26 protein-coding genes are annotated in these 22,004 nt (G+C 68.1%); 10 read left to right on the top strand and 16 right to left on the bottom strand.

Annotated elements, in window-relative coordinates; all coding sequences use genetic code 11:
• The 4 genes from ACWGSM_RS07615 to ACWGSM_RS07630 all read left to right on the top strand — a co-directional run.
• A partial coding sequence (locus ACWGSM_RS07615) for an ABC transporter permease (RefSeq protein WP_452322326.1) occupies positions 1–869 on the top strand: 869 nt, incomplete at its 5' end.
• Complete coding sequence (locus tag ACWGSM_RS07620) at positions 866–1,660, top strand: ABC transporter permease (RefSeq protein WP_452322327.1); 795 nt, start codon at positions 866–868, stop codon at positions 1,658–1,660. The genes ACWGSM_RS07615 and ACWGSM_RS07620, both read left to right, overlap by 4 nt.
• Positions 1,657–2,748 carry an ABC transporter ATP-binding protein gene (locus tag ACWGSM_RS07625; protein ID WP_452322328.1) on the top strand — a complete coding sequence of 364 codons (1,092 nt, stop codon included), beginning with the start codon at positions 1,657–1,659 and terminating at the stop codon, positions 2,746–2,748. The genes ACWGSM_RS07620 and ACWGSM_RS07625 overlap by 4 nt, the downstream gene beginning before the upstream one ends.
• Before the next feature lie 81 nt (positions 2,749–2,829).
• Entirely contained in the window at positions 2,830–3,342 is a 513-nt protein-coding gene (locus tag ACWGSM_RS07630) for an N-acetyltransferase family protein (RefSeq protein WP_452322329.1), read from the top strand.
• 21 nt (positions 3,343–3,363) lie between these two features.
• Here ACWGSM_RS07630 and ACWGSM_RS07635 read toward each other — a convergent pair whose 3' ends face one another.
• From ACWGSM_RS07635 to ACWGSM_RS07695, 13 genes are all read right to left on the bottom strand, one after another.
• Entirely contained in the window at positions 3,364–4,188 is an 825-nt protein-coding gene (locus ACWGSM_RS07635; RefSeq protein WP_452322330.1) for a carbohydrate ABC transporter permease, read from the bottom strand.
• Entirely contained in the window at positions 4,185–5,069 is an 885-nt protein-coding gene (locus ACWGSM_RS07640; RefSeq protein ID WP_452322331.1) for a carbohydrate ABC transporter permease, read from the bottom strand. The genes ACWGSM_RS07635 and ACWGSM_RS07640 overlap by 4 nt, the downstream gene beginning before the upstream one ends.
• A gap of 12 nt (positions 5,070–5,081) precedes the next feature.
• Positions 5,082–6,326: an ABC transporter substrate-binding protein gene (locus ACWGSM_RS07645; protein WP_452322332.1), complete on the bottom strand. Its 1,245-nt coding sequence runs from the start codon at positions 6,324–6,326 to the stop codon at positions 5,082–5,084.
• 157 nt (positions 6,327–6,483) lie between these two features.
• A complete protein-coding gene (locus ACWGSM_RS07650) occupies positions 6,484–7,308 on the bottom strand; it encodes a TSUP family transporter (protein WP_452322333.1) in 825 nt (274 codons plus the stop codon).
• Positions 7,309–7,375: 67 nt separating this feature from the next.
• Complete coding sequence (locus ACWGSM_RS07655) at positions 7,376–8,131, bottom strand: amino acid ABC transporter ATP-binding protein (RefSeq protein WP_452322334.1); 756 nt, start codon at positions 8,129–8,131, stop codon at positions 7,376–7,378.
• Complete coding sequence (locus ACWGSM_RS07660) at positions 8,128–8,919, bottom strand: amino acid ABC transporter permease (protein ID WP_452322335.1); 792 nt, start codon at positions 8,917–8,919, stop codon at positions 8,128–8,130. The genes ACWGSM_RS07655 and ACWGSM_RS07660 overlap by 4 nt, the downstream gene beginning before the upstream one ends.
• Before the next feature lie 28 nt (positions 8,920–8,947).
• Positions 8,948–9,754, bottom strand: a complete 807-nt coding sequence (locus ACWGSM_RS07665; RefSeq protein ID WP_452322336.1) for a basic amino acid ABC transporter substrate-binding protein — start codon at positions 9,752–9,754, stop codon at positions 8,948–8,950.
• Positions 9,755–9,881: 127 nt separating this feature from the next.
• On the bottom strand, positions 9,882–10,181 hold the full coding sequence (locus ACWGSM_RS07670; RefSeq protein ID WP_452322337.1) for a Dabb family protein: 300 nt from the start codon (positions 10,179–10,181) through the stop codon (positions 9,882–9,884).
• On the bottom strand, positions 10,178–10,441 hold the full coding sequence (locus ACWGSM_RS07675; protein WP_452322338.1) for a glutaredoxin family protein: 264 nt from the start codon (positions 10,439–10,441) through the stop codon (positions 10,178–10,180). The genes ACWGSM_RS07670 and ACWGSM_RS07675 overlap by 4 nt, the downstream gene beginning before the upstream one ends.
• Positions 10,438–10,731, bottom strand: a complete 294-nt coding sequence (locus ACWGSM_RS07680) for a rhodanese-like domain-containing protein (RefSeq protein WP_452322339.1) — start codon at positions 10,729–10,731, stop codon at positions 10,438–10,440. The genes ACWGSM_RS07675 and ACWGSM_RS07680 overlap by 4 nt, the downstream gene beginning before the upstream one ends.
• A gap of 81 nt (positions 10,732–10,812) precedes the next feature.
• Positions 10,813–10,911 carry a 30S ribosomal protein bS22 gene (locus tag ACWGSM_RS07685; protein ID WP_003792170.1) on the bottom strand — a complete coding sequence of 33 codons (99 nt, stop codon included), beginning with the start codon at positions 10,909–10,911 and terminating at the stop codon, positions 10,813–10,815.
• Positions 10,912–11,026: 115 nt separating this feature from the next.
• The gene (locus ACWGSM_RS07690) at positions 11,027–11,218 is read right to left on the bottom strand and encodes a helix-turn-helix domain-containing protein (RefSeq protein ID WP_313356687.1); all 192 of its coding nucleotides are present in this window, start codon (positions 11,216–11,218) and stop codon (positions 11,027–11,029) included.
• Between the two features lie 99 nt (positions 11,219–11,317).
• Positions 11,318–11,734, bottom strand: coding sequence for an ArsR/SmtB family transcription factor (locus ACWGSM_RS07695; RefSeq protein ID WP_452322340.1), 417 nt, complete (start codon positions 11,732–11,734; stop codon positions 11,318–11,320).
• Between the two features lie 76 nt (positions 11,735–11,810).
• On the opposite strand from ACWGSM_RS07695, the gene ACWGSM_RS07700 reads away from it, so the two are divergent.
• Both ACWGSM_RS07700 and ACWGSM_RS07705 read left to right on the top strand, forming a co-directional pair.
• Positions 11,811–13,241 (top strand): TrkH family potassium uptake protein, encoded by a 1,431-nt coding sequence (locus ACWGSM_RS07700; RefSeq protein WP_452322341.1) that lies wholly within the window; start codon positions 11,811–11,813, stop codon positions 13,239–13,241.
• Position 13,242: 1 nt separating this feature from the next.
• Complete coding sequence (locus ACWGSM_RS07705; protein WP_452322342.1) at positions 13,243–13,905, top strand: potassium channel family protein; 663 nt, start codon at positions 13,243–13,245, stop codon at positions 13,903–13,905.
• 109 nt (positions 13,906–14,014) lie between these two features.
• Here ACWGSM_RS07705 and proC read toward each other — a convergent pair whose 3' ends face one another.
• Positions 14,015–14,884 carry a pyrroline-5-carboxylate reductase gene (gene proC, locus ACWGSM_RS07710; RefSeq protein WP_452322343.1) on the bottom strand — a complete coding sequence of 290 codons (870 nt, stop codon included), beginning with the start codon at positions 14,882–14,884 and terminating at the stop codon, positions 14,015–14,017.
• 78 nt (positions 14,885–14,962) lie between these two features.
• Between proC and ACWGSM_RS07715 the strand changes: the two genes are divergently transcribed.
• The 4 genes from ACWGSM_RS07715 (at position 14,963) to upp (ending at position 17,381) form a co-directional block, all read left to right on the top strand.
• Positions 14,963–15,934, top strand: a complete 972-nt coding sequence (locus ACWGSM_RS07715; RefSeq protein WP_452322344.1) for a cation diffusion facilitator family transporter — start codon at positions 14,963–14,965, stop codon at positions 15,932–15,934.
• Between the two features lie 105 nt (positions 15,935–16,039).
• Positions 16,040–16,495: a tRNA adenosine(34) deaminase TadA gene (gene tadA / locus ACWGSM_RS07720; RefSeq protein ID WP_452322345.1), complete on the top strand. Its 456-nt coding sequence runs from the start codon at positions 16,040–16,042 to the stop codon at positions 16,493–16,495.
• Between the two features lie 94 nt (positions 16,496–16,589).
• Positions 16,590–16,739 carry a hypothetical protein gene (locus tag ACWGSM_RS07725; RefSeq protein ID WP_452322346.1) on the top strand — a complete coding sequence of 50 codons (150 nt, stop codon included), beginning with the start codon at positions 16,590–16,592 and terminating at the stop codon, positions 16,737–16,739.
• A gap of 9 nt (positions 16,740–16,748) precedes the next feature.
• Complete coding sequence (gene upp, locus ACWGSM_RS07730) at positions 16,749–17,381, top strand: uracil phosphoribosyltransferase (RefSeq protein ID WP_101188094.1); 633 nt, start codon at positions 16,749–16,751, stop codon at positions 17,379–17,381.
• A 148-nt stretch (positions 17,382–17,529) separates the two neighbouring features.
• Here upp and ACWGSM_RS07735 read toward each other — a convergent pair whose 3' ends face one another.
• Together ACWGSM_RS07735 and nadE are read right to left on the bottom strand one after the other, a co-directional pair.
• Entirely contained in the window at positions 17,530–21,051 is a 3,522-nt protein-coding gene (locus tag ACWGSM_RS07735; RefSeq protein ID WP_452322347.1) for a TM0106 family RecB-like putative nuclease, read from the bottom strand.
• A 91-nt stretch (positions 21,052–21,142) separates the two neighbouring features.
• Entirely contained in the window at positions 21,143–21,961 is an 819-nt protein-coding gene (nadE, locus tag ACWGSM_RS07740) for an ammonia-dependent NAD(+) synthetase (RefSeq protein ID WP_452322348.1), read from the bottom strand.
• Between the last annotated feature and the right edge of the window lie 43 nt (positions 21,962–22,004).

Consider the following 22,004-nt stretch of genomic DNA (forward strand, 5'->3'; position numbering starts at 1 on the left):
GGTCTCCGACGGCCCGGCGGTCGGGTCTGTCTTGGGCGTGGCTGGGACTGGTTCCCTTCGGCGTCTACGTGGTGCTGTTCCTGGCCGTGCCGACGCTCCTCGCGATCGGATCGGGCTTCTTCGACGGGGACGGCGTCTTCACCTGGACGAACATCACGGCGCTGGTCGACCCGGTGGTGCTGAACACGTTCGCGAACTCCGGGTGGCTGTCGCTGCTGACCGCCGTCGTCGGCGCACTGGCGGGCGCCGTGGTCTGCTACGCCATGCTGGGAATGAACCCGCAGGGCGCCGTGCGCCAGACTGTGGATGCCGCGGCGGGCGTTCTCGCGCAGTTCGGCGGCGTCATGCTCGCGTTCGCATTCATCGCGACGATCGGCCTGCAGGGCGTCGTCACCGTGCTGCTCGAAGACACCTTCGGGGTGGACATCTTCGCGGACGGCGTGTGGCTCTATGACGTCCCCGGCCTCGTCCTGCCCTACATCTACTTCCAGGTGCCCCTCATGGTGATCACGTTCATGCCGGCTCTCGCGGCGCTCAAGCCGCAGTGGGCGGAGGCGAACCTCACTCTCGGCGGCACCCGGCTGGGATTCTGGGTGCGCGTCGGCATCCCGGTGCTCGCCCCGTCGTTCCTCGCGAGCCTGCTGCTGCTGTTCGCCAACGCGTTCTCGTCGTACGCGACTGCCGCGGCGCTGGCCAGCCAGGGATCGCAGATCGTCCCGCTGCAGATCCGCGCGGCGCTCACCAGCGAGACCGTGCTCGGCCGCGAGAATCTCGCCGGAGCGCTCGCGCTCGGCATGATCGTCATCGTCGGAGCCGTGATGGGGCTGTACTCGCTCATCCAGCGCCGCGCGGCGAGGTGGCGATCGTGAACCGCATCGCGCCCTCCTCCGCGACGCGGTGGATCATCGCCATCCTGATCGGCGCTTTCTTCGCGATCCCGCTGGTCGCGACCTTCTTCTACACGTTGCGCGACGGCGAGGGCGGCCTGTCCTTCGCGCGCTGGGCAGCGGTGGTGGATCCTGCAGCGTCGGCAGCGATCAAGCCGATCTGGACCGGCCTGGGCAATTCACTCATCCTCGCGATCGTCACCGTGGTGATCGTGCTGGTGCTGCTCGCGCCGACGATGATCCTCGTGAACCTGCGCTTCCCGAATCTGAAGCCGGTCTTCGAGTTCACGGCGCTCCTGCCGATCTCGATCCCCGCGATCGTGCTCGTCGTCGGCCTCTCTCCGATCTACCTCCAGATCGGTCGCGCACTCGGCACCGGCACCTGGACGCTCGCTTTCGCCTACGGCATCACCGTGCTGCCGTTCGCGTACCGCTCGATCCAGGCATCGATCGACGCCGCCGACCTGCGCACGCTCTCCGAAGCCGCCCGCTCGCTCGGCGCGAACTGGCCGACGGTGGTGGTGAGGGTGCTGGCGCCGAACCTGCGCCAGGGGCTGCTCTCGGCATCCCTCATCTCGATCGCCGTCGTGCTGGGCGAGTTCACGATCGCGTCGCTGCTGAACCGTCAGGTGTTCCAGACCGCGATGATCGTCGTGCAGAAGCAGGATGCCTACGTGCCGGCGATCTTCACGCTGCTCGCGCTGCTGTTCTGCTTCCTGCTGCTGCTCATCATCGGCCGCGCCGCGCGCGGCAACCGAAAGGCTGACCAATGACCTCCCCGAGTCCCCTTCCCGCCACCGCGGACAACGTGCTGCTCGCCGAGGCGGGCGAGGGCACGCGTGTGCAGTTCCAGGGCATCGAGAAGAGCTACGGTGCACACCGGGTGCTGCACGGTGTCGACCTCGACATCGCGCCGGGCGAGTTCGTGTCGCTGCTCGGGCCTTCCGGCTGTGGCAAGACCACCGCCCTGCGGGTGCTGGCAGGTCTGGAGCATGCGGATGCCGGCGCCGTGCTGCTGGGTGGTCAGGACGTGTCGCGCGTCCCCACCAGCAGGCGCGACATCGGCATGGTGTTCCAGGCGTACTCGCTGTTCCCGCATCTCGACGTCGCCGGCAACACCGCGTTCGGGCTTCGTCGGCGCGGCGTGGGCAAGCCCGCGGCCGCGCGCCGGGCGCTCGACGCGCTCGCCCTCGTCGGTCTGGAGGCCTTCGCCGACCGCTTCCCGCACCAGCTCTCCGGCGGGCAGCAGCAGCGGGTCGCGCTCGCCCGGGCCCTCGTCACCGAGCCGCGAGTGCTGCTGCTCGATGAGCCGCTCTCGGCGCTGGACGCCAAGGTGCGCGTGCAGCTGCGGGACGAGATCCGCCGCATCCAGCTGCGCCTGGGGATCACGACCGTCTTCGTGACGCACGATCAGGAGGAGGCCCTGGCCGTCTCCGACCGGATCGCGGTGATGGATGCCGGTCGCATCGACCAGATCGGCACACCGGAGGAGCTGTACCTGCGCCCCGCGACCGCGCACGTCGCGTCGTTCATCGGGCTGTCGAGCGTCGTCTCGGGTGTGGCCTCGGGCGACTCGGTCACCGTGTGGGGGCGGTCGCTTCCCATGAACGTGTCCGCCACCGGCGCTGTTGACGTGCACCTGCGTCCCGAGAACCTGCGGTTCACCGGCGAGGCGGATGCCGCGACCGCCGGCGTCGTCGAGGAGAGCACGTTCCTGGGCAGCATCCGCCGCACTCTGGTTCGAACCGACTCGGGCGAAAGGGTGCGGGTGCAGCACGACGCGCACGCGCATGCGTCCTTCGGCGAGCGGGTCTTTCTCACCGTCGACCCCGTCCCCGTCGCCATACGTGCGAAGGTCTGACCCGGCCTTTCCGCTGACGCCCCACTTCCCGCCGAGCGGCGGCGCGGAGCTGCGGGGAGGGGATGCTGGGAGACTGGCTGGATGCTGGCTTCCATCCTCCTTCCCCACCCGATCGAATCGCGCGTCGGGCGCGGCGTGCTGCGGCGCGCGACTCGGGCGGATATCGACGGGATCATCGCGCTGCTCGCCGACGACCCGATCAGTGCATCCCGCGGGGATCAGGCGTCGGGTGCCGACCGCCCGGCCTACCTGACCGCTCTCGACGAGATCCTCGCCGAACCGTCGAACGACCTGCTCGTCGTCGAGCTCGACGGAGAGATCGTCGGCACCCTGCAGCTCACCTCGATCCCCGGGATGGCCAGGCGGGGAGCGCGCCGGCTGCTCGTCGAGGCGGTGCGGGTGCGCAGCGACCTGCGATCCAGCGGCATCGGGTCGGCCGTGATGCGCTGGGTGGCCGACGAGGCGGCCCCCGCGCTCGGCGCGGCGGTGGTGCAGCTCACCTCGGATGCCGCGCGCGCCGACGCGCACCGCTTCTACGAGCGCCTCGGCTACACCGGCTCGCACGTCGGGTTCAAGTACCACCTGCCGCGCTGATCGCGTTCGCCGCGCGTCGGCTCACTTCAGCGATCCGGCGACCATTCCGCTGATGAAGCTGCGCTGCAGGAACAGGTAGGCCAGCAGCACCGGCACGACCGAGAGCACGGATGCCGCGGCAGCGGCACCCGGATTGCTGCCCTGCGCCGCGAAGAACCCCGCCACGGCCGGGGCGATCGTGCGGGTCTCGTCGGTGCGCAGGAAGTACGTGCTCAGCGCGAACTCGTTCCAGATGCCGATCCCGGCGAGGATCGCGACGGTGGCCGTGACGGGTCGCAGCATGGGGAAGACGATTCGGAACAGCACCTGCAGCGGCCCCGCACCGTCGACGGTCGCCGCCTCTTCGATCGACACGGGCAGGCTGCGCATGAACGCCGTGTACAGGAACACGGCGAGCGGCAGATTGCCCGTGATCATCAGCACGATGATGCCCCAGTGCGTGTTCAGCCCGCCGAGGTCCTTCATGAGCGTGTACAGCGGCACGAGCACCGACAGCGGCGGGATCATGATGAGACTGATGATGCACGCGTAGATCAGCCTGTTGCCGCGCGTGACCCGCCGCGCGAGGGGGTAGGCGGTGAGCGCGCCGAGCAGGCACACGAGCACCGTCGACACGACCGTCACCAGCGCGCTGTTGCCGATCGCCTGCAGGATGTTCCCCTGCTGCATCGCCGTCTGGAAGTTGGTCCAGTGGATCTCGCCGGGGAAGATCCACGGCGACGACAGGTCGGTCTTGGGTTTGGATGCCGTGGTGAGCCCGAAGTAGAACGGCAGCAGCTGCAGCACGGCGATGAATGCCAGGCCGGCATAGATGAGCGCTTTCGACGGCGCGGAGGTGTTCTTCACAGCTCGACCCGCTTCCGGTTGAGCAGCGAGTTCAGCACGAACGTGACCGCGACGATCAGGACGAACAGCACGACCCCGATCGCGGCCGAGTAGCCGGCCGCCTGGTTCGAGAAGTACGTCTCGCCGATCAGCGTCGACACCGAGTGAGTGGATTGACCGGGCCCGCCGCCGGTGAGCACCTGCACGATGTCGAACAGCTTCAGCCCGCCGATCAGGTTCAGCACGATGCTCGTGGCGAAGGCCGGCTGCAGGAGCGGCAGCGTGATGCTGCGGAAGCTCTGCCACCAGGTCGCGCCGTCGAGCTGCGCAGCCTCGTAGTACTCGGTCGGCACGCTCTGCAGACCCGCGAGGTAGATGACCATCGAGATGCCGACGAACTGCAGGGAGTTGACGATGACGATGGCGGTGATGGCGAACGCGGCATCCGACAGCCACGCGACCTTGTCTGCACCGAACAGCGCCCGCGCATCGTTCAGGGCGCCGTTGTTGTACCGGAAGATCAGGTAGTACATCGTGCCCAGCACCACCGGCGACACCATCACCGGCAGGTAGATGACCGCGCGCAGCAGCGCGGCCCCGCGCACGATCCGGTCGAGAACGACGGCGAGACCCAGACCGAGCACCTGCTGGATGACCGTGCTGCCGACACCGTAGATCAGCGTGTTGACCAGGGCGGTGCGGAACACCTCGTCGTCGAGCAGACGCAGATAGTTGTCGAACCCGACGAACGCCTTGCTGCGGCTGTACCCGTTCCAGTTGGTCAGCGACAGGCTGACGCCGCTGACCAACGGGTAGATCGAGAACACCGCGAACAGCGCGAGCGCCGGCACGTAGAACCAGTTGAGTCGGCGCGGGAAGATCCCCGTCGAGCGTGAAGCCACCTCTCGCGTGGCCTATTGCTGCCCGTAGAGCGTGCCGAACTCCGTCTCGACCTGCTTCACCGCCGAGCCGACCGTGTTCTGCCCGGTGACGATGCCCGACGTCGTCGAGATGAGTGTGTTCCACATGCCGTTCGGCAGGTACGCGCGGTCGAAGTACGGCACCATGCGCACCTCTCCCGGTGTGAAGAACTGCTGGTAGCTGTCGGACAGGTCGCCGAGGTCGACGTCGATGTCGGTGAGACCTGCCGGGTTGCCGTCCTCGCTGGCGAACTGACCGATGTTGTCCGGCTCGGCGAGGAAGGCGAGGAAGTCGAGCGCCTCCTCCTTGTTCTTGCCGTCACGCCAGGCACCGAGGGCGACGCCCTCGCCGCCGATGAGGTACTCGTCGTCGCCGTTGATCGCGGGCACCGGAATGAATCCGATCTCCGCGTCCGGCACGAACTGCTTGGCGCTGCCGGCGAGGCTGTTCTGGATCATCACGAACGCGGTCGTTCCCTGTCCGAGCGCGGTGGCGATGTCGTCGCTGGTCGCCGACGAGAAGTCGGGGTTGAAGTACCCGGCCTTCGCCCACTCCTCCAGCTTGGTGAACATGGCCTCGAAGCCGCTGTCGACGAACTCCCCCTCCGCGAGCTTCTCGGACTCCGCCTCGTCGTACGAGCCAGAGCCGAGCCAGTCGGCGACGTTGCCCGCGAACCAGTCGTCCTTGCCCGAGCTCGAGATGGGCACGACGCCCGCATCTTTGATCTTTGCGAGCGCACCGTCGAACGCCTCGATGCTGCCGAGCGATGCGGGGTCGATTCCGGCATCCTCGAGCACGGTCTTGTTGTACAGGATGCCGGCGACGTCGGTCGTCAGCGGCAGAGCGAAGAACTCGCCGTCGCCGTTCTTCATCGTCGAGTCGAGCACGGGGTTGAGCTGGTCCGCCCATGGCTGCTTGTCGAGCGGCTCGAGGAACTCGCTGTAACGCAGCAGCGACCATCCGTGGGTGGCCCAGATATCCGGCAGATCCCCCGACCCCATCCGCACCTTCATGTCGCCCTCGTAGTCGCTGCCCATCGCGACGACGTCGACTTTGACGTCGGGGTTGTCCTTCTCGTACGCCTTCGCCAGCGCGCTGAGCACCTCGTAGCGGGGCGTCCCCTCGGCCATCGCCGACTGCACCTCGAGGGTGACTTGGTCGCCGTCGCCCGGATCCCCCGATCCCGAGCATCCGCTCAGCGCGACCGCCGCCGCGGTGAGACCGGCGAATCCGACCATGATCCGAATCGTGCCTAGTGACCTCATCGTCCCCTCCTCCGTTGGGAGCACCGGCGCGCCCGATCGAGCGCAGTTCGGAGTCTACGCGGGAAGACACCGGTCATGGCAAGGGTCGCGTTCGTTCGATCCGCCGGATGACCGGTTTCGGAAGCCGGCATCAGCGGGCCCCGAGCAGAGGCGCGACGTTCTCATTCCACACGTCGACGCCGAGCTTCGCGATGAGCACGATGACGACGGCGAGGAACACGACGCGGATGAAGCCGGACCCGCGCGAGATCGCCATGCGGGAGCCGAGGTAGCTGCCGGCGGTGTTCGCGACGCCGAGGACGAGGCCCAGCACCCACAGCACCGCACCGTGCGGGATGAACAGGATGAGGGCGCCGGCGTTGGTGGCGAAGTTCACGATCTTCGCCTTCGCGCTCGACTGCAGGAAGTCGTATCCGAGCAGCGCCACGAGCGTGATCACGAGGAACGTTCCCGTGCCCGGCCCGATCAGGCCGTCGTAGAAGCCGATCACCAGGCCGGCCACGCCGGCCGTGATGTGGTGGCGATGGCCCGAGAAGCGCAGCGCGGTCGCCGCGCCGAGCTGCGGTTTGAACGCGGTGAACAGGGCGACGGCCAGCAGGACCACAACGATGATGGGTTTGAAGGCGGACGCCGGAAGCACCGTCGCCACGGCGGCTCCGCCGAACGAGCCGGCCAGGGCGATCGCCGCCATCGGCAGCGCGGTGCGGATGTCGGGTCTGGCCCGGCGGTAGTACGTGACGCTGCTCGTGGCCGTGCCGAAGATCGAGCCGAGCTTGTTGGTCGCCAGGGCCTGCACCGGGGTGATGCCGGGGATCAGCAGCACGGCGGGCAGCTGCAGCAGGCCGCCACCCCCGACGACCGCATCGATCCATCCGGCGCCGAATGCGGCGATGACGACGAGGATGAGCATGCCCCAGGTGAGCTGCTCGAGGCCGAGGAACGCGCCGATCTCCATCACAGTTCAGGATGCCAGATCGGCGCGCCCTCGCCCGACACGACGGACTGGGCTCCGCCGCTCACGCTCAGAGCACCCGCGAGAGGAAGTCCTGCGTGCGCGGATGCTGCGGGTTCGCCAGCACTTGGCGCGGGTCGCCCTGCTCGAGGATGTGGCCGCCGTCCATGAAGATCAGCCTGGACCCGACCTCGCGGGCGAAGCCCATCTCGTGCGTGACGACGAGCATCGTCATGCCCTCGTCTGCCAGCGTGCGCATCACCTGCAGCACTTCGCCGACCAGCTCGGGATCGAGAGCCGAGGTCGGCTCGTCGAAGAGCATCATGTCGGGGTTCATGCACAGGGCACGCGCGATCGCGACGCGCTGCTGCTGACCGCCGGAGAGATGGCTGGGGAAGGCATCCGCCTTCTCGGCCAGTCCCACGCGATCGAGCATCTCGCGCGCGACCTGCTCGGCCTCCTCCTTGCTCCGTTTCTTCACGCGCCGCTGCGCGATCGTGAGGTTGCCCAGCACCGACATGTGAGGGAAGAGGTTGAAACTCTGGAAGACCATGCCGATGCGCTGGCGCACTCGGTCGATGTCGGTGTCCTCGTCGGTGACGTCGATGCCCTCGATGAAGATGTGACCGCCTGTCGGCTGCTCGAGCAGGTTCACCGACCGCAGCAGCGTCGACTTGCCCGACCCGGACGGGCCGATGATGCACACGACTTCGCCGCTGTGCACGGTGAGGTCGATGCCCTTGAGGACTTCGTTGTCTCCGAAGCTCTTCACCAGGCCCTGGATGTCGATCGCAGGGGCATGGACGTCGATCAGATCCGTGCTCATCGTTCCCTCGCCATCCGCCGCTCGAGCCACGCCGTGAAGCGTGTGAGCGGGATCGTCACAACCAGATACAGCAGCGCCGACATGATGAGCGGCGTCGCATTCGCGTACGTGGTGTTCGCGTCACGGGCGAAGCTCGTAAGCTCCTTCGACCAGATGAAGGTGCCGGCGATGAACAGCAGCGAGGTGTCTTTCAGCAGCAGCACGAACTCGTTGGTCAGCGGCGGGATGATGATCCGGAACCCCTGTGGAAGAACGATCCAGAACATCGTCTTCATCGGCGACATGCCCAGCGAGCGCGCCGCCTCGGCCTGTCCCTTGGGAACGGCCTGGATGCCGGCCCGGATCACTTCGGCCATGTAGGCGGACGCCACCAGGATGAGACCGATCAGTCCCGCTCCCACCGGGCCGCCTGGCGGCTTGACGCCGAAGGCGATCGGGAGGATGAACGCCATCGCGAAGATGGTCAGCAGGGCGGGAAGCCCACGGAACAGCTCGATCCACGCGGTCGCGAACCACCGGAAGGGAGCGATGACCGACAGCTTCATCAGCGCGAAGAGGATACCCAGCAGCAACCCTCCGGTGAACGCGATGAGCGTGAACAGGATGGTGTTGCGCAGCGCCAGGACGACGATGTCCGGGAACAGCTTGGCCGCGACCTCGAGGTTGAAGAACTGCTTGCCGATCTTCGGCCAGTCGGTGAGCAGAACCACCAGCAGCACGGCGACGAGGAAGATCCCGTACATCGTGTAGCGATAGATCTTGCTCTTGGTCCTGCGTTTCAATGCCATCGCCACGGGCTCCGATCGGGTGCGGCGATCACTTGGCCGTGAAGTAGCTGTCGTAGATCTTGTCGTACTCGCCGCTGTCACGCAGTTCGGCGAGCGCGTCGTCGATCGCCTTGCGCAGCTCCTTCTTCTCGCCCTTCGCGAAGGCGAAGCCGTAGGACTCGTCGGTGTCGTACTCTTCGACGATCTTGTACGTGTCGTCTGCCTTCTCGTGCTCGAGGTTCACCGGCTGGTCCTGCAGGATCGCGTCGATCTGGCCCGCCTGCAGCGCCGGCCAGAGCTCAGCGTCGCCGGGGTACTGGACGAGAGTGGCGCCCTTGGCATTCTCCTGCGCATAGCTCTCGCCTGTGGTGCCCTGCTGAACGCCGACATTCTTGCCCTTGAGGTCGGCGATGCTCTTGATGCCCGAATCCGTGCTCGTGAGCAGGGACTGCAGCGAGTCGTAGTACGGGTCGGAGAAGTCGATGTTGGCTTTGCGCTCATCGGTGATGGTCATCGCCGATGCGCCGAAGTCGCATGTGCCCGCCACGAGCGTCGTTCCCGACTGCAGTCCGTCGAAGCCGACGTCCTGCACGCTCAGTTTGAGGTCGAGCTTCTTCGCGATGGCGGCGGCGAGATCGATGTCGAAGCCCGTGTAGCCGCTTCCGTTGTCGCCGCCCTCCATCTCGAACGGCGGGTACGGGACCTCGGAGCAGACGGTCAGCGTGCCGTCGGCGACCAGGTCGTACTCGGAACCGGATGCGGAGTTGTCGCCGTCCGAGCTGCTCGCGCAGCCGGAGAGAGCGAGGACGGCAGCGGCGGCGATGGCGGTGCCGAGGATCAGGGGACGGCGCTTCATGGCCACTCCTTCGTGACAGGGGCTTGCGCCCGGGTGCGGGTTGAACTCATCTTGGCACGCGACCCGAGACCTTGCGGTGAAGGACGGGATTTCGCGCGATCACATTTGCGTTGCACTGTCGATGCGGTCAGATCTCGAAGTCGACCGCAACCCGGGATGCGACGACGGATCTGATGTACGCGCCGGCCTCTTTGTGCGCCGGATGCACCTGATAGGCCTCGAGCGCGTCGAGCGAGTCGACGTCGGCGACCAGCGTGACATCCCAGTTGACCTCGGGATGCGCGACGTTGGCACCGGCCGACACCGCGCGCAGCTCGGGAACGATGCCCATGAGTGCGTTCAGGCGGCGAGCGACCTCGGCGGCCTGTTCGGCGCGCTCGGCGGCATCCTCCGCGGCCAGCTTCCAGCTGACGACGTGACGGATCACTTCATGGCCTCCTCGAGTGCGTGACGAAGCCGATCCGGCGAGACGCGCCAGTGCGCGTGCAGTTCGCCGTCGATCAGCACGACGGGGATCTTCTCCCACCAGCGCTCGTAGAGCGCGGGATCGTCGGCGATGGACTGCTCGACGATCTCGAGCCGCTCGGCAGCGGCATCCGGCATCTCGGCGACGACGGCGTCGACCACCTCGCTCGCGACGTCGCACAGATGGCAGTCGGGTTTGCCGATGATCGTGAGCGTGGTCACTGCGCGACCGGGCGCCCCTGGGCCACCCAGGCTGCGGTGCCGCCCTCGACGTTCGTCGCGTCGTGCCCGCGATCCGACAGCGCGTCGACCACCCGAGCCGAGCGTCCGCCCAGCTCGCAGATCACGTCGAACGCCTCGCTCGGCAGTTCGTCCAGGCGGACGCCCAGCTCCGACATCGGCAGATTGATCGCGCCGGGCACATGCGCGGCCTCGAACTCATCGCGCTCGCGCACATCGATCAGGGGCACGCCCTCTCGCTGGGCGAGCTGGTCGACGGTGATCGTCTTCACGGTTCTCCTTCTGTCGGCGCAGACACGAAGCGCCCCTGCGACAGGCTCAGGAGCCATGAGGGGCGCTCGGTGTCGTGCCGCTTACTTCTTGTTGCGGCGCTGGTGGCGAGTCTTGCGAAGCAGCTTGCGGTGCTTCTTCTTCGCCATGCGCTTGCGGCGCTTCTTGATGACTGAACCCACGGAAACCTCACTAAGTCAGGGGTTGGGTGCCATGGAAACGACACCCGGGTACGGGCACGAAAAAAAATGCCTCGGACGATTCTAGCAAACGGTCGCACGCCGCCCGAATCGGTAGTCAGCCGACATCGGCGTCCGGCGTGCGCAGGGCATCCGCCACCGCCGACTCGGGTACGCGATAGCTGCGTCCGAAGCGGATCGCCGGCAGCTCGCCCGCGTGCACGAGCCGGTACACGGTCATCTTGGACACGCGCATGATCTCGGCGACCTCGGCCACCGTCAGGAATCGAACGTCGTGAACGTCGGGCATCCCCAGCACCCCTTTCTGCTGAAGCACAGCCTATGGGGTTGCTGCGACGGCTGTAAACACGTGAGACGGATGTGACTGGCGGCCAGGTGCCGTGCTCCGTCAGGTGCCCAGCTTCTTGAGCGCCGACGTGACGACGTGCTTCGCCGAGGCTGCGGCCCGGCCGACGACCTCGGCCGCGTGCGTGGTCTTGGCCGGCAGGGGCGCGAACGGGATGTCGATGAGCGGCGCCTGGTCGCCGTAGGCATCGATCAGGAACGGCACGAGCCAGTCGTCGACCTCTTCGAGCGGACCGACCGACAGACTGTAGAAGCGGCGCTGGCCCTCTTCGCGCACCGTCACCAGGCTCGCTTCGCGCAGCACCTTGAGGTGCTTCGACACGGTCGGCTGGCTGATGCCCAGTCGGCTCACGATCTGCGTCACGCTGGTGCCGCCTTCGCTCTCGGCGGACTCGCTCAGCAGCAGCCGGAGGATGTCTCGCCTCGTGCCGTCCGCGATCACGTCGAAGATGTCGGTCATGCCCTCAGGGTAGTAGGCACCGCACGGGAGTACCATGACGAGGGCTCGGCGAACGACGCCGGCGGGGAGGGGAGCGATGTCGGGCATCGTGTCGGCATCGTCCCCACAGGACACGCTGCGCGGCTTCGGCCGGCGCGCGAAGCACCTGGTGACCTCCTCGCCGTCGCGCTTCGCCATCATCATCTTCGCCTCGCTGATCCTGCTCTTCACCGTTCTCCTGTCGCTGCCGCTCTCGTCGGCCGACGGCACGATCACGCCGCTGAGCGACGCGCTGTTCACCGCGATGTCGACGATCTGCGTCACGGGGCTCTCGACGGTCGACATGGCCAGCCACTGGTCGCCCTTCGGCAACGTGCTGCTGTTCATCGGCGTGAACATCGGCGGCATGGGCGTGCTGACCCTGGCGTCGGTGATGGGCATGGTGATCTCGAAGCGCCTCGGGCTGCGCGCCAAGCTGCTCGCGGCCGGAGACACCAACCCGATGCGCGCGCACGGCGGTCCGGTGAACGAGAGTCAGACCGTGCGGCTCGGCGAGGTCGGCCAGCTGCTCACCACGGTGGCGCTGTCGACGCTCGTGATCGAGCTCAGCGTCGCGATTCTGCTCTACCCCGCGCTCGTGTGGGCGGGGATCGACCCGTTCGCCGCCCTGTGGGAGGCGCCGTACTACGCGGCCATGTCGTTCACCAACACGGGCTTCACGCCCAACGCCGGCGGCGTCACCGTCTTCGCCGATGACTATCTCGTGCTGACCATCCTCATGGTCAGCATGTTCCTGGGCAGCATCGGCTTCCCGGTGATCTACACGCTCGCCAAGCACGTGTGGCACGTGAAGCGCTGGTCGCTGCACTCCAAGCTCACGCTCATCACCACCGGGCTGCTCTTCGTTCTCGGGGCCGCGACGTTCCTGCTGCTCGAATTCGACAACCCCGCCACGTTCGGGTCGATGGACGCCGGCGAGACGACCATGAACGCCCTCTTCCTGTCGGCGATGACGCGCTCGGGCGGGTTCAACGTCATCGAGATGTCCGACCTGAACGGGTCGTCGATGCTCGTGGCGTGCATGCTCATGTTCGTCGGCGGGGGCTCGGCATCCACCGCCGGCGGCATCAAGGTCACCACCCTCGCCGTCCTCGCCATCGCGGTGTGGTCCGAGGCGAAGGGCCGCCAGTCGGTCGAGGTGTTCGGCCGCCGCATCCCGTCTGACGTGCAGCGCATCGCCCTGTCGGTCGTCGCCTGGGGCGCGACCGTCGTCGCCCTCTCGACGGTGATCATCGCCCAGATCACCAAGGCCGACATCATCGACGTGCTCTTCGACGTGATCTCCGCGTTCGGCACCGTCGGACTCTCCTCGGGTCTCACCGCAGAGCTTCCGGACTCGGCCAGCTACGTTCTCGCCGCGACGATCTTCATGGGGCGCGTTGGTACAGTGACACTCGCCGCGGCGGTCGCCGCGACGTCCCGTTCGCAGCTCTACTCGCTGCCCGTCGAAAGGCCGATCGTTGGTTGAGATGGTGCGGGGCGACGCCCCGGTGCTCGTGATCGGACTCGGCCGCTTCGGCGCCGCCTGCGCCGGGGAGCTCGACCGCCTCGACCGCGAGGTGCTCGCGATCGACGCCGACCTCGGCCTGGTGCAGAAGTGGTCGGAGCGGGTCACGCACACCGTGCAGGCGGATGCGCGCAACATCGACGCGCTACGGCAGATCGGCGCGCAGGACTTCCAGGTCGCCGTCGTCGCCGTCGGGTCGCTCATCGAGGCATCCGTGCTGATCACCGCGAACCTCGTCGACCTGAAGGTGCCGCAGATCTGGGCGAAGGCCGTCTCGCAGTCCCACGGCAAGATCCTTGCGCGCGTCGGCGCGAACCACGTCATCTACCCCGAGCGCGAGGCCGGCGAGCGCGTCGCGCACCTGGTCAGCGGACGGATGCTCGACTTCATCCGCTTCGACGACGACTTCGTGCTCGCGAAGATGTATCCGCCCAAGTTCATCCGCGGCGTGGGGCTGAACGAATCGGGCGTGCGCACGAAGTACAACGTCACCGTCGTCGGCGTGAAGAGCCCCGGCAAGCCGTTCCGCTACGCCGAGGCGAACACCGTGGTGACCAACCACGACCTCATCATCGTGTCGGGCACCAGCGTCGACATCGAGCGGTTCGCGGGGCTGGACCGGTAGTCGCGCGCTCTCCGCGTCCCGCCGATCACCGAAGGTAGGGCAACACGCGCGCGCAGGACGATTCGGCTCAGATTCTCCTGCGTCCGGTTGATCACCTGCCTCGGATGAGTTATCGAGAGCGGATGCCAGGACCCGGTCCCTGCGAACCGGCGGCGAGCTCCTTCGCGCGCGCCAGCGCAGCGGCGGTCGCATCCGCGAACACCTCGTCGAGGCGGGCATCCTGCAGCACGGCCACGGCTCGCTCGGTCGTGCCCTTCGGGCTGGTCACGCGCCGGCGCAGCTCGGCCGGTTCCTCACCGGATGCCGCGAGCAGGGCGGCGGCGCCGATGAAGGTCTGCTCGGACATGAGTCGGGCGTCGGCATCCGAGAATCCCATCCCCCGCGCCGCCTCGGCCAGCTTCTCGATCAGCAGGAAGACGTAGGCGGGGCCGGAGCCGGAGACGGTCGACAGCGCGTCGATCTGCGATTCCGGCATCTCGATGACCGCGCCGACCTTCTCGAACAGTGCACGCACGAGCGCCATGTCGTCGTCCGTCGCCGCCGGACCCGCCGCGATGCCGGTCACGGCACGACCGACCGTCGCCGGGGTGTTCGGCATCGACCGCACCGTATGCACCGTCTCACCGAGCGCCTCGGTGAAGGTCGCGAGGGTGACGCCGGCGGCGAGGCTCACGACGATCGCGTCGTCGCGCAGCGCGGGAACGATCTCGCGCAGCAGATCGGGAACCATGGCCGGCTTCACGCCGACCAGGATGATCCGCGCCGCTGCCGCCGCCTCGGTGTTGCCGGCGGGGTTCTCTTCGAGGGCGATGCTGGTCACCCCGGCGAGGGATGCCAGGGCGTCCGCCTTCTCGCGTGTGCGGTTGGTCGCGACGATCCCGCCGTCGACCTGGACGCCGGACGCGACGACGCCCTGCAGGATCGCACCTCCCATCGAGCCTGCTCCGAGGAACGCGAGTGCGGGGAGGGAATCGGTCATGCCGCCCATCCTACGAGCGCGTACGGCGGCGTGTCGTGCCCTCGCGATCGGCGCACGTTGTCGTCGTAGACTCGGGCCATGAGCGCATCCGGCGGCACCAAGGCGATCATCGCGGCCCTCCTGGCCAACCTGGGCATCGCGCTGGCGAAGTTCTTCGCGTGGGCGCTGTCTGGCTCTGCGTCGATGCTGGCGGAGGCGATCCACTCGGTCGCCGACTCGGGCAATCAGCTGCTGCTCATGCTCGGCAATCGCAAGGCCACCCGCCAAGCCGATCGCTCGCACCCGTTCGGGTACGGCCGTGAACGGTATGTGTCGGCCTTCGTCGTGTCGATCATCCTGTTCTCGCTCGGTGGCCTGTTCGCGGTGTACGAGGGCGTGCAGAAGATCGTCGACCCGCACGAGATCGACCAGACATGGTGGTGGCTGCCGCTCGCCGTGCTGCTGATCGCGATCGTGCTCGAATCGATGTCGCTTCGCACCGCCGTGCGCGAGAGCAACGCGGTGCGCGAGCCCGGCCAGTCGTGGATCTCGTTCATCCGCCGGTCGAAGGCGCCCGAGCTGCCGGTGGTGCTGCTGGAAGACACCGGCGCACTCATCGGCCTGGCCTTCGCGCTCTTCGGCGTGGGTCTGACGCTGCTCACCGGCGACCCGCTGTACGACGCGCTGGGCACGCTGATGATCGGCATGCTGCTGATCCTGATCGCGGTCGTCCTGGCGATCGAGACGAAGAGCCTGCTGGTCGGAGAGGGAGCGAACAGCGCAGATCACGACCGCATCGTCGACGCCATCGTCGGCGGCCCCGACGTCGAGAAGCTCATCCACATCAAGACCCTCTATCTCGGCCCCGACGAGCTGATGGTCGCCGCGAAGGTCGCGCTCACCTCCGATAAGACCGTGCGCGAGGCGGCGGCCGATATCGACGAGATCGAGAGAAGGATCCGGGATGCCGTTCCCGCCGCACGCGTGATCTATCTCGAACCCGACGTGTACCGCCCGTCGCTCGACCCCGAGCCGTCGACCGACGCGTTCGTCTTCCCGTCGTCGGACTGAAGGCGTCGGCCTCCGACCCCTTCGCTCGGGGCCCATATGGCCGCCTCCCCCGAGGCGAAGCGACCATATGGGACCGCCGAACGACCGGAGGCTAGGCTCGCTTCCATGACCGCCGCAGACCACGACGCGATGGGCCGCGCCCTCGCGCTCGCCGCGGAGGCGGCTGACGGCGGCGACGTGCCGGTCGGGGCAGTCGTGCTGGATCCGGGAGGCACCGTCGTCGGCGAGGGACGCAATCTCCGCGAGCAGACGCACGATCCGACCGCGCACGCGGAGATCATCGCGCTGCGCGCTGCCGCAGAGGTGCATGGCGGCTGGAATCTCGAAGACCACACTCTCGTCGTGACCCTCGAGCCGTGCGTGATGTGCGCGGGCGCGATTCTGCAGGCGCGCGTCGGCCGCGTCGTCTTCGGCGCCTGGGACGACAAGGCGGGAGCCGCGGGCTCGATGTACGACGTGCTGCGCGACCGGCGGCTGCCGTATCGCGCCGAGGTGGTCGGCGGCGTACGGGCCGACGAGGCGACGGAGCAGCTGCGGGCGTTCTTCGAGACGCGGCGGTGAGACGCATCGCGGCATCCCTCCACCGCGCGGCGGACGGCACGATCTCCCCCGCGAGGCGGATGACCAGCCACGCAGGGGCGCATAGCGTGAAGACATGCACAACAACCCTGCACTCGTGATCATGCTGACGACGCTTCCCGCCCTGATCGGATCGGTCGTCGTCGCCGCGAACGCGAAGCGCATCAACGCCGCGGCGAGAGTACAACGTGCTGCCCGTGCTGGTGAGCGGACGGTCGGCAAGTAATCTGTACCCATGCGCGTTCATGTGGCCGATCACCCGCTCATCACTCACAAGCTCACGGTGCTGCGGGATGAGAGGACCTCGTCGCCGGTCTTCCGCCAGCTGACCGAGGAGCTCGTGACGCTGCTCGCCTACGAGGCGACACGCGACGTCAAGGTCGAGCCGATCGAGGTGAAGACCCCCGTGACGACCACGACCGGCGTGAAGATCGCCGAACCGCGCCCGATCGTCGTGCCCATCCTGCGAGCCGGTCTCGGGATGCTCGAGGGCCTGGTCAAGCTGATCCCCACCGCCGAGGTCGGATTCCTCGGCATGGTGCGCGACGAAGAGACATTCGAGCCGACCACCTACGCCGAGCGTCTGCCCGACGACCTCAGCGACCGGCAGTGCTTCGCCATCGATCCGATGCTCGCCACGGGCGGCTCGCTGGCCGCTGCGATCCAGTTCCTCTTCGATCGTGGCGCCAAGAACGTCACGGCGATCTGCCTGCTCGGCACCCCTGAGGGTGTCGCGGCGATCGAGAGGATGGTCGGCGACGCCGACGTGACCCTCGTGCTCGGCGCCCTGGACGAGCGTCTGAACGAGAAGGGCTACATCGTGCCCGGACTCGGCGACGCCGGCGACCGCCTGTACGGCACGGTCTGATCCGCGAACGAGGCGCCGCTGATCGCGCTCGTCAAGGGGGTTGGGCTCCGGGGCTCCGCATCCGATCATCCCGGAGCATCCGCTCATAAGCGACACCGGTGATACCCCTCCTGCTGCCGTTCGCGACCTGAGCGGGCCGCGACCCGGGTCACTCCCGGCCCGCGCCCACCAGGTGGGCGAAGGCGCTCAGCCGTGCGACGCCCTCGGGAGTCCAGGGCAGGTCGTCGAGCAGTGCCGGCGAGTGCACGAGATACGCGACGCTCTTCGCGCGGGAGATGGCGACGTTGAGTCGATTCTGCAGCAGCAGGAACTCCGGTCCGCGCGGGGCGTCGCGTCCGCTTGACGCGGCGAGCGACGTGATCGAGACGACCGCCTCCTTGCCCTGGAAGTTGTCGACCGTGCCGACCGCGACCCCGCCGTATCCTCCCGCCGACAGCTCGTCATGGATGAGCTGCTTCTGCGCGTTGTACGGAGCGACGACGATGATGTCACGCTGCTCGAGCGGGCGGGGCGGGTCGTCGCACATGCCGTCGACGTACGTGCGGCCGATGAGCTCGTGCACGATGCGCACCACCTCGGCGGCCTCTTCAGCCGACTGGGTGGCGTTGCCGCGATGCCGTACCGGCACGATGTGCAGGCCCGGTTCGACGCCGTCGACCAGGCGACGCTCTGCGCCCGCCGCCGAGGCCAGCCGGCTCGCGTAGGACAGGCGCGAGACGGGCGCGGCGACCGCGGGATGCATGCGCCACGACTCGGCGAGGAAGTAGCCGTACCGCGGGTCGATGACCGACGAGCCGTCCATCACCCAGCCGAGCGCGGACGTGTCGACCGGCTCGGGATGCGTACCCTGACTGACCTGCGGCAGCTGCTGCGGATCGCCGAGCAGCAGCAGGCGCCTCGCGCCTGAGGCGACCGCGATGGTGGAGGCGAGTGAGAACTGCCCTGCTTCGTCGATCACCAGCAGGTCGAGACCCTTCCGGTCTACCCGCCGGGTGTTGCTGAAGTCCCATGCCGTGCCGCCGACGACCGCACCCTGGTGGGCGTGCTCGGCGAGGAAGGCCGCCATGCCGTCCTTGCGGATGACCGTGAACGCCGGCTCGGGAGCATCCGGATCCTTCGGCGCCTTAGCGACCTGCGCTGCCGGAACCCCGTCGGCGACGACGCGCTCGAGAAGGTTCTCGACGATGGCGTGCGACTGCGCGACGACCCCGATGCGGAAGCCGTGATCACGCACCAGCCGTGCGATCACGTGTGATCCGGTGTACGTCTTGCCGGTGCCGGGAGGGCCCTGCACCGCGAGATAGCTGTCGTCGAGGTCGAGGATCCCGCGGACGATCGCGTCGACGACGTCGCCCGCATCGTCTGCCGACGGCAGTGGCGAGCCGGAGACGGTGCGCGGCGGGATGCGGCGAAGGATGTCGGTGGCGGCGTCGTTCGGGTAGACCGGTGCGGCGTGATGCAGGGATGCCGCCCACTCCTCGATGGCGCCCTGCTGGGAGAGGACGTTCGGCGGCGCGGCCGGCGCGAGCGCGACGGGCAGCTCGTCCCACACCTGACCCTGCACGGTGCGCTCGCGCACCACGTAGCCGTCATCGAGCATCTCGACGATCTCGACCTCGTGCGGCACGTGGATGACGCGCGAGGGTGCGGGCAGGTCGAAGGGGGTCGGCACCGCGTAGAGCGCGAACGGGCGGCCGCCGACGTTGAGCGTGCTGCCCGGCGCCACCTCGCCGCGCAGTCGCACCAGCCGGGTCTGGGCACGTCGTCCCTCGTCGACAGCCCAGTCGGCGTCGACACGGCTGGCGGCCTGATCGACGCGCAGCACGTCGCGGGTCGACTCCCAGATCGACACCGGCTCACGCAGTCGCTGGAAGTGCCCCTGCCAGAAGCTCTTCGCCTCGCGCGGGTGGTAGTCGATCGCCGCGGCGGCGACCCGGTACGACGTCGCGGACGCGTCATCGCCGGCGCGAGTGGCCTCGGCCTGCAGTGCGAGCGACAGCGGCGACGGCTCGTACGCGCGCGTCTCGGGGTCGTCCGGCGGGGCGGGAACCACTCCGGCCTCTCGCGCGAGCCCGATCAGCCAGTCGCGCAGTCGCCTGGTCGACACGCAGTCGTAGCGGTTGTAGTCGGCGAGGTCATCGAGGATCGCCTGCGCCTCGGCATCCCGACCCGATGCGTGCAGCTCGCGCGCCTGCACGTACCGCACGATCGAGTCGTCGCCCTTCTGCACGTCACTCGTGCGCACCTCGTCGCCCATGTACAGCGGCTCGAGCTTCTTGATCGAGTACGAGCGCGACCCGATGCGCACCGAACGCAGCACGATCGGATACAGGTCGACGAAAACGCCCTCACGCAGCAGCCGATCGACATCGGCCTCACCGGCCCCGTGCCGAGCCGCCATCGCCGCGAGGTGCGAGGTCTCGTAGGGCGCGTAGTGGTAGATGTGCATGTCGGGATGCGTCTGCCGGCGCAGCTTCACGAACTCGAGGAAGTCGAGCAGCGCCGTCTTCTCGTCGGCGAAGGTGTGCGCCCACAGCGCCGAATACTGCTCGTCGTTGTCGGTCCAGCCGAACAGATAGTCGATGCCCCACCGCGGGCTCTCACCGGGCGCGGTGGCCTCGGTGTAGAGCGGATCGCCCTCGAAATCGAAGAACAGATCGCCCCGGCTGGGTCGCGGCATCAGGCCGATGGCGTTCGCCGACACGAGCTCGAACGGCGGAACCGCGCCCGGGTCGACCGGCACTCCGGCCTGCAGCCGGGCTTGCGCGCGCAGCGCGGTGAAAGTGTCGGCGTTCATACCGACCGGCGCATCCGCGGCATCGGCGAGATCGTCGAGCGAGTGGATGCCTGCCGCGCGCAGCCGCTGTCGCTGCACCGGGCGCATGCGGGCGACCATCAGCAGGTCGCGGTGTGCGGTCACCTGCTCGTCGCACGTCGCACAGCGTCCGCACGCGGTGATCTGCAGGTCGCCGCGATCGTCACCCCACGCCAGCGGCGCGCCCGCGGCGCCGTCGGCGACACGGCGGTCGTCGATCAGGCTGCGCAGGCGCGCACGACGCACGTGGAACAGCGGCAGCAGGTCGTCGACCCGGTGCGTGCTGGTCGAGCCGTCGCCGAGGATCAGGTCGACCTCGTCGGAACGAGGGATGCCGAGCCGGTCGAGCTGATCTACATATGCTCCGAGCTGCATGAGCGCGGTCGCACGCGCGGTGCGGGCGAGCTTGGAGTCCTGTACCCGCCAACGGCCCCCGCTCTCCCCCGGCAGAGGCTCGTCGCGGGCGATGAAATCCGCGAACCCGACGAACTCCGAAGTCGAGAACGCAGCCTGGAACACCAGCGACGCATCCGAGCGCAGCGCGTGTTCGGTCGCGTCGACCGTGGCCGCCAGCTCACCGGCATCCGCCGACGAGACCTTCGGCAGCACCACCACGCCGGGGCCGCCGTCGACCGACTCGCCCAGCTCGCCGAGGTACCTCTCGAGAACCTTCTCTTCGTGGCGGTCGCCGAGACGAGCGGCCCGTTCGAGCGTGGCGTCTTCGGGCTCTTCCACCGCGGGGACGCGACCGAGCTTCGCGTCGAGCGCGCGCGCCCAGGCGAACTCGCACTCCGCCGCCAGCTTCAGGTCGCTGGCACTCCAGACGACCCGGTTCTCCGCTGCGATGACCCGCACGATGCCCCTCTCCCTTGCCTGCTCTCGACACTATCCGCAGGCTCGGACATCACCCGGCGCGGGTGGGGTGCGCGGGTGGGGTGCGCGCGCGTCAGCGCCACCAGCCGTCGGCTGGTGTGACCGGCAGATGTCTCTTGTGACGAGATGCCCGGTACTTCTCCTCGATGATCGCCGCGACTCCGGGATTGACCTCCCGACCCTCGAGGTAGTCGTCGATCTGCTCGTAGGTGAGGCCGAGCTCGTCTTCGTCGGGGCGACCCGGCATGCCGTCGAGCAGGTCGGCCGTGGGCACCTTCATGTACAGGTGTTTGGGCGCACCGAGCTGCTTGAGCATCGCCCGGCCCTGCCGCTTGGTGAGCCCGGAGAGCGGCAGCAGGTCGGCCGCCCCGTCGCCGAACTTCGTGTAGAAGCCGGTCACCGCCTCGGCTGCGTGGTCGGTGCCGATCACGAGCAGCCCGTCGTGGCCGCCGAGCGCGTACTGCACCACCATGCGCAGGCGCGCCTTGATGTTGCCGAGGTTGAAGTCGGTGATGCTCTCGCCCAGGCCCTCCTCGAGATCTCGCTCGAGACCCTCGACGCCGTGCTGGATGTTGATAGTCGCCGACCGGTCGGCGCCGACGAAGTCGATCGCGGCCTCCGCGTCAGCGGCATCCGCCTGCACCCGGAACGGCAGGCGCACCGCGACGAACGTCGCCTCGCCGCCGCCGGCGCGCACGCGCTCGACCGCGAGTTGCGCGAGGCGACCGGCGAGCGTGGAGTCCTGCCCGCCCGAGATGCCGAGCACGAACCCGTTCGCCCCGGTGGCGCGCAGGTAGTCGACGAGAAAGCCGATCCTCTTCTCGTTCTCGGCCGCTGGGTCGATCTCGGGCTTCACGCCCAGGTCTTCGATGATCCGCTGCTGCATGCTCATGGCGTCTCCTTCGTCGGTACCAGTCTCCCCCAGCTGAGAGGAT

The organism is Microbacterium sp. NPDC055521 (assembly GCF_053619695.1).

Excerpts from the sequence above, each read along its gene's own strand:
- ACWGSM_RS07655 (WP_452322334.1), bottom strand. The coding sequence starts at position 8,131 with ATGAGCACGGATCTGATCGACGTCCATGCCCCTGCGATCGACATCCAG.
- ACWGSM_RS07695 (WP_452322340.1), bottom strand. The coding sequence starts at position 11,734 with ATGACCGACATCTTCGACGTGATCGCGGACGGCACGAGGCGAGACATC.
- ACWGSM_RS07665 (WP_452322336.1), bottom strand. The coding sequence starts at position 9,754 with ATGAAGCGCCGTCCCCTGATCCTCGGCACCGCCATCGCCGCCGCTGCC.
- ACWGSM_RS07660 (WP_452322335.1), bottom strand. The coding sequence starts at position 8,919 with ATGGCATTGAAACGCAGGACCAAGAGCAAGATCTATCGCTACACGATG.
- ACWGSM_RS07725 (WP_452322346.1), top strand. The coding sequence starts at position 16,590 with ATGCACAACAACCCTGCACTCGTGATCATGCTGACGACGCTTCCCGCC.
- ACWGSM_RS07700 (WP_452322341.1), top strand. The coding sequence starts at position 11,811 with ATGTCGGGCATCGTGTCGGCATCGTCCCCACAGGACACGCTGCGCGGC.
- nadE (WP_452322348.1), bottom strand. The coding sequence starts at position 21,961 with ATGAGCATGCAGCAGCGGATCATCGAAGACCTGGGCGTGAAGCCCGAG.
- ACWGSM_RS07645 (WP_452322332.1), bottom strand. The coding sequence starts at position 6,326 with ATGGTCGGATTCGCCGGTCTCACCGCGGCGGCGGTCGCGCTGAGCGGA.
- proC (WP_452322343.1), bottom strand. The coding sequence starts at position 14,884 with ATGACCGATTCCCTCCCCGCACTCGCGTTCCTCGGAGCAGGCTCGATG.
- tadA (WP_452322345.1), top strand. The coding sequence starts at position 16,040 with ATGACCGCCGCAGACCACGACGCGATGGGCCGCGCCCTCGCGCTCGCC.
- upp (WP_101188094.1), top strand. The coding sequence starts at position 16,749 with ATGCGCGTTCATGTGGCCGATCACCCGCTCATCACTCACAAGCTCACG.
- ACWGSM_RS07650 (WP_452322333.1), bottom strand. The coding sequence starts at position 7,308 with ATGGAGATCGGCGCGTTCCTCGGCCTCGAGCAGCTCACCTGGGGCATG.
- ACWGSM_RS07715 (WP_452322344.1), top strand. The coding sequence starts at position 14,963 with ATGAGCGCATCCGGCGGCACCAAGGCGATCATCGCGGCCCTCCTGGCC.
- ACWGSM_RS07625 (WP_452322328.1), top strand. The coding sequence starts at position 1,657 with ATGACCTCCCCGAGTCCCCTTCCCGCCACCGCGGACAACGTGCTGCTC.
- ACWGSM_RS07705 (WP_452322342.1), top strand. The coding sequence starts at position 13,243 with ATGGTGCGGGGCGACGCCCCGGTGCTCGTGATCGGACTCGGCCGCTTC.
- ACWGSM_RS07630 (WP_452322329.1), top strand. The coding sequence starts at position 2,830 with ATGCTGGCTTCCATCCTCCTTCCCCACCCGATCGAATCGCGCGTCGGG.
- ACWGSM_RS07690 (WP_313356687.1), bottom strand. The coding sequence starts at position 11,218 with ATGCCCGACGTTCACGACGTTCGATTCCTGACGGTGGCCGAGGTCGCC.